The sequence below is a fragment of the Actinoallomurus acaciae genome (genome assembly GCF_042429965.1).
Lineage (GTDB): Bacteria > Actinomycetota > Actinomycetes > Streptosporangiales > Streptosporangiaceae > Actinoallomurus > Actinoallomurus acaciae.
This window is the reverse complement of record NZ_JBHLZP010000529.1, coordinates 1-5,445: the sequence shown is the minus strand read 5'-3', so window position 1 is coordinate 5,445 and position 5,445 is coordinate 1. Positions and strand designations below refer to the sequence as shown.

The window sequence follows — 5,445 nt, the reverse complement described above, 5'->3', positions numbered from 1 at the left end:
TCGAGCTGGACGGCCACACGCTCCCGGTCGACCTCGACCGGCTGCCCGGCTGCGGGCCGCTGACCCCGGCGATGGTGACCGCCTCCGAGGCGTGCGTCGGGCTGGTCCGCTGGGACGGCGGCCGGTGGACGCTCCAGCCGCTCGCCGTACGCGGCACGCTGAGGCGCAAGCCGTTCGAGGCGCACGGCGGCGACTGGGCGATGGGGCCCACCGACCCGAAGGTCGTGAAGGCCGAGGCCAGAGCCGGCGACGCGGTCGCCGTGCTCCGCGAGCGGGCGGGACGGCTGCTGCGACGATGAGCGAGACTCCCCTGACCGGGCCGAGCCCGGGAAACGACAACGCGGCCCCGGTGATCACGCCCTCCGGCGAAGAGACCCGTCGCCAGATCCTCTACTGGCGGCTGCTGGCCCGGGTGTTCGACGCCGACGAGCAGCCCGCGCTGGAGACGGCGAGCGTGGCCATCGTCGACGACCTCGGCCTGCCGCCCGCTCTGCTCGACCCGTCCGTCTCGGTGGACAACCTCATCCAGCGCTTCCCCGCGCTGGACGGCGAACTGCGCGACCTGATGGCCGGGGGCGACGACGCGGGCCCGGCCGAACGCGTCCGCCGGGCGGCGCTGATGTCCAAGCTGCTGCTCAGCGTGTTCGCCACCGGCTCGGGCAGCGTGACGGCCACGCGGCTCGCCTGCTGGCAGAAGGACGCGGGACGGCTCTGCCAGGCGCTCGGGGGCGAGGCCGCCGGCGGGCTGTCGGGCACCCTGTCCGAGCTGGAGGGCGACCTCGTACGCCGCATGCGGCTCCGTGAGGTGCTGGCCGACCCGGCGCTGGCGAGCCGCCTCACGCCCAGCATGTCGCTGATCGAGCAGTTGCTGCGCGACAAGTCCAACCTGTCGGGCGTCGCCCTCGCCAACGCCAAGTCGCTGATCCGCCGCTACGTCGACGAGGTCGCACAGGTGCTGCGCACGCAGGTCCAGCAGACGAGCGCGGGCACCCTCGACCGTTCGGTACCGCCGAAGCGGGTGTTCCGCAACCTCGACCTCGACCGCACGATCTGGAAGAACCTCACCAACTACAGCCCCGAGGACGGACGCCTCTACGTCGACCGGCTGTTCTACCGGCACACCGCCCGGCGCACCACGCCGGCCCGGCTGATCGTGGTGGTCGACCAGTCGGGCTCGATGGTCGACTCGATGGTCAACTGCACGATCCTGGCGTCGATCTTCGCGGGCCTGCCCAAGGTCGACGTGCACCTGATCGCGTACGACACGCGGGCGCTCGACCTGACGCCGTGGGTGCACGACCCGTTCGAGGTGCTGCTGCGGACCAACCTCGGCGGCGGCAACGACGGGCCGGTCGCGATGGCGATGGCCCGGCCGAAGATCTCCAGCCCGCGCGACACCGTGATGGTGTGGATCTCCGACTTCTACGAGTTCGACCGGTCCCAGCCGCTGTTCGACGGCATCGAGGCGGTGCATCGCTCGGGGGTGAGGTTCATCCCCGTCGGCTCGGTGAACAGCTCGGGGCGGCAGAGCGTGAACCCCTGGTTCCGTCAGCGCTTCAAGGACCTCGGCACGCCCGTGATCTCAGGACACATCCGCAAGCTCGTGTTCGAGCTCAAGAACTTCCTCGCCTAGGAGAGAAACGATCATGACCGACGACATGCTCCGCGCCCCCGCCGAGGTCAAGTACGCCGAGGAGCTCGACTGGCTGGAGTCCGTCGACGACGGGCCCAAGCCGTTCTCCTGGCGGCTCAGCCCCCGCATGGTGCGCACGTTCGTGCTCGGGTCGACGCGGTCCGACGGCCTCGACCGCGAGATCCCGCAGAAGTGGTTCGGCGACCCGAGCTTCGTCGAACGCGGCATCGTGACGCTGGCGTCCGACCGCGGCCTGCTGCTGATCGGCGACCCGGGCACCGGCAAGAGCTGGCTGGCCGAGCTGCTGTCGGCCGCCATCTGCCGCAACTCCACCCTAGTCGTGCAGGGTACGGCGGGCACCACGGAGGACCACGTCAAGTACTCCTGGAACGTCTCGATGGTGATCGCCAAGGGGCAGTCGCGCGAGTCCATGATCCCCTCGCCGATCATGACCGCGATGGAGCAGGGCGTGATCGGCCGGTTCGAGGAGCTGACCCGTTCGACCAGCGACGTGCAGGACGCACTGATCTCGATCCTGTCCGAGAAGTACGTCTCCATCCCGGAGCTGGACCACGACAACATCGTCTTCGCCCGGCCCGGCTTCTCGATCATCGCCACGGCGAACAGCCGCGACCGCGGCGTCAACGACCTGTCCTCGGCGCTGAAGCGCCGGTTCAACTTCGTCCGCGTCCCGGTGGTGACCAGCAAGCGCAGCGAGGCCGAGATCGTCCGGTTCCGCACCGCCGAGCTCATGCGGCGGCACCGGATCGAGCTGGAGGTGCCGCCCACGCTGCTGGACGTCCTGCTGCAGAGCTTCACCGACCTGCGGGCGGCCTCGGCGTCGGCCACCAGCGACGACGAACGGCTGGAGTCCGCGCTGTCGACGGCCGAGCAGATCGGCGTGCTCGAAGACGCGATCCTGCACAGCCGCTTCTTCGGCGACAGCACGCTCCGGGCCGAGACGCTCGCGGGCTCGCTCGTCGGGTCGCTGGCCCGGCGCAGCCCCGAGGACCTCGCCATCTTGAACAAGTTCTGGCACGGCGTGGTCGAGCCGCGCGGCAAGAAGGACGAGGGCGGGCCGTGGCAGGCCTTCCTCGAAGGCGGCCGCCAGGCGATCGCCACCCTGTCATGAGCGGGCGCGACGATCGGGACGGCGCGCCCGGCCCCGGCGGGCCCGGCACCTTCGACGCGCTGCGCGAGCAGCTGACGACCGCCGCCGAGGCGTTCGCCGGCGGCCCGGGCGCGGTGCCCGAGATCCTGTCGGGCATGGTCGACGACGTCGACCGCGCGCTGTCCGAACGCCTCGAGATCTTCCCGGTGTGCCACCACTCACCGGCGTCGGCGCTCGCGATGGCGCGGCGGCTGCGCGACAAGCAGCCCAAGGTCATCTACCTGGAGCTGTGCGAGGACCTGCGGCCTCTGCTGGACGAGCTGCGCAACTGCCGCCTGCCCGTCGCGCTGCAGGCGTTCGCGTCGGAGATCGACGGGTTCCCGCCGGAGGCGGCGCCGCTCAGCGTCGTGGCGCCCATCACCGAGGCGTCCGCGGAGTACCAGGCCATCGCGTACGCCCTCGACACCCCGGACGTCGAGCTGGTGCTGGTGGACCGCTCGACCGACCACGTGTTCCAGTGGGAGCCGGACACGCCCGCCGAGACGGCGGCTCCCGACGCGGAGGCCGAGCCGGAGGATGAGGCGGCGCTGCACGGCGACGCCGTCGGCCTGGAGATCGGCGACCTGCGGCCGGGCTTCGCCGAGCTGGAGGAGCACCTGCTCCACCACGGCCGGGTCCGGCACTGGTCCGAATGGTGGGACCAGTACGTCGAGCAGCCGCTGATCGGCGCGGACTACGCCACGTACCGCCAGGTCATGGTCCTGATCGGCAGCCTGTTCCGCCGGCTGCGGCCCGGCCGGCGCGGGCTCGCGGCCGACGAGGACCGCGAACGGTACATGTGGACCCGCATGCGCGAGCACCTCGCCTCCTCCGGCGCCGACCCGGCGGACTGCCTGTACGTCTGCGGCGCCTTCCACGCGGCCAGCACGGTCGAGCAGTTCGGCCTCGACGCCGACGCGCCACCGTTCGAGATCAGCCCGCGGACGGCCACCCGCTGGCTCTACGGGCTGATCCCCTCCAGCCACGCCGCCATCGAGGCGCAGTTCGGCCTGGCCTCCGGCTCGGTGTCGATCGCCGCCGCCACGTGGGCCAAGGCCCGGCGGCACGCGCGCGTCACGCCGTACCGCCTCAAGGGGCAGCGGGGCGGGCACGAGCCCGCGAAGCACGCCCCGGCGCCGCCGGAGCCCGTCGCCGACCGGCTGTCCGGCTTCCTGGCCGCGCCGCCGTCACTCGACGGCATCGACGAGGAGGAGCTGGTCGGCTGGTGCACCGACATCGTCCGGCTGGCGCGGCGCAACGGCTACCTCGCCGGCACGGCCGACGCGATCGCGGTGTTCGAGACGTCCGTCCTGCTCGCCGGGCTGCGGGGCCGCCGCCGCCCCACGCCGTACGACTTCCAGGACGCCGCGATCACCTGCATCGAGAAGGACGTCGTCCCCGGCCGGCGCGACGTGCGCCGCCTCTGCGAGATCCTCCTCGGCGGCGACCGGGTCGGCCAGGTCGGGTACGACGCGCTGCCGCCGCTGGCGCGCGACGTCCTCGACCGTCTCGCGCCCCTGGGGCTCGACCTGGAGAAGCGCACGATCCAGCGGGCCCTGCTCGACCTCGACGCACGGCCGGAGCTGGCGCCCTGCTCCCAGCTGCTGTGGATCCTGCGTCACCTGCTGCCCGACGACGCCGTACGCCCGATCATGGGCTCGCGCCGCCTCGGCGAGCGCTCGATCCAGGAGAGCTGGGACCTCGCGATCGGCCGCAACCAGCGCTCGCTGATCGAGCTGGGGTACGAGGGCGTCAGCGTCGAGCAGGTGCTCGAACAGCGGCTCCGGCGCGCCGTGCAGGCCGAGCGCGCCACCGCGTCCATCGCGCTCGACGCGGTCGAGCAGTCCCTGCTCCACCTCGGCGGCGGCCGGCTCACCGACGAGCTCGGCGCGCGGGCCGTGGAGCTGCTGTCCGCCGAACGCACGGTCGACGACGCCCCCGAGGTGCTGCGCCGCATGCGCCGGCTGCTCGGTCACTACCGCGCGACGCGGCCCGCGCTGCCACGGTGGTGCGAGGCGTTCGTGACCACGGGCTACGCCCACTACTGCACGCTGCTGCCGATCGCCTTCACCGACGAGGACACCGGCGTGCGTCAGGTGGCGGCCATGCTCGGGTTCCTGTTCGGCATGGAGAGCCTGGCGCTGTCCTTCGGCTGCGACCACGCCCAGCTCGAACTCGCCGTCCGCCAGTCGCATCCGGAGGCGCCGGCGAAGGTGGCACTGCTGTGGGCCGCGAGCTCCCAGCTCGGCCTGCTCTCCCAGGCCGAGCTGCGCTCCCGATGCGACGGCCTGCTGGCCAACCCGCTGATCGTCCCGACGTTCCCGCACTACATCAGCGGGTTCGTCCAGGCGCTGGAACCGGTGCCGGCGCTGGCGCCGCTGGTGGTCGAGGTGATCTCCAAGTCGTTCGCCCGGCTGCCCGACACCGTCCTGCTCCCGTGGCTGCCCACGCTGATCACCACGTTGCGCGACAACGCCGGGGAGCTGGTCCCGGTGCTCGTACGCGAGGCGGGCCGTACGTTCCCCGGGACCCTGCCGGGCGTCGACACGTGGGTGCCGCCGTGGTCGGCACGGCCCGCCGAGGCGCCGGCGGACCCCACGCCGTCCGGTCCGGTGGCGGACCTGCTGGCCGCCCACTCGGCGGCGTACGAGGCGGTGGCGGA

The 5,445-nt window shown here is 72.4% G+C and carries 3 protein-coding genes and 1 pseudogene; all 4 read left to right on the top strand.

Translation table 11 applies throughout. From position 1 onward, the window contains the following. A pseudogene (locus ACFFNX_RS40895) lies at window positions 1-299 on the top strand (hypothetical protein); the annotation flags it as partial. Next, on the top strand, window positions 296-1,633 hold the full coding sequence (locus tag ACFFNX_RS40890; protein ID WP_378211558.1) for a VWA domain-containing protein: 1,338 nt from the start codon (window positions 296-298) through the stop codon (window positions 1,631-1,633). The pseudogene ACFFNX_RS40895 and the gene ACFFNX_RS40890, both read left to right, overlap by 4 nt. A gap of 13 nt (window positions 1,634-1,646) precedes the next feature. Continuing rightward, window positions 1,647-2,765, top strand: a complete 1,119-nt coding sequence (locus ACFFNX_RS40885; RefSeq protein WP_378211557.1) for an ATP-binding protein — start codon at window positions 1,647-1,649, stop codon at window positions 2,763-2,765. Beyond that, window positions 2,762-5,445 (top strand): DUF5682 family protein (locus tag ACFFNX_RS40880; RefSeq protein WP_378211556.1); only part of this gene is annotated, 2,684 nt, incomplete at its 3' end. The genes ACFFNX_RS40885 and ACFFNX_RS40880, both read left to right, overlap by 4 nt.

Coding starts and splice junctions, on each gene's coding strand:
- ACFFNX_RS40890 (WP_378211558.1), top strand. CDS start 296: ATGAGCGAGACTCCCCTGACCGGGCCGAGCCCGGGAAACGACAACGCG.
- ACFFNX_RS40885 (WP_378211557.1), top strand. CDS start 1,647: ATGACCGACGACATGCTCCGCGCCCCCGCCGAGGTCAAGTACGCCGAG.